The organism is Achromobacter sp. 1012554356, assembly GCF_059760815.1.
In genome coordinates this window covers 1-263 of sequence record NZ_JCBANC010000143.1, presented here as the reverse complement: position 1 = coordinate 263, position 263 = coordinate 1, and the positions used below count along the sequence as shown (strand labels likewise).

Genomic DNA, 263 nt, shown 5'->3' with positions numbered 1-263 from the left:
TCCTGGCGAGACCTGAAGAGGTCGCCGCAAGAAAGCGAAGCAAACTGCGAAAGCAAAAAGCGAAGCTGACTTGACAAGCGATAAAAACTTCTTCATAATCTCGTTTCTCTGCTGCAACGACAGCGACGACGCAAAAGCGAAGTTGGCCGGAGTTGAAAGCAGAAACTGGTAGTACAGAATTTAGCAAGACCGCTCTTTAACAATTAAACAACCGATAAGTGTGGGCGCTTGATGCGAGTGCAGCGATTGGGTTTCGGCCTGAT

Annotated in this window: 1 protein-coding gene; it reads right to left on the bottom strand. The window is 48.3% G+C overall.

Annotated elements, in window-relative coordinates; translation table 11 throughout:
• Positions 1 to 187, bottom strand: a 187-nt coding sequence (locus AC6LJW_RS29500; protein WP_498088978.1) for a hypothetical protein, incomplete at its 3' end; no start/stop codon positions are given.
• Positions 188 to 263 lie beyond the last annotated feature (76 nt).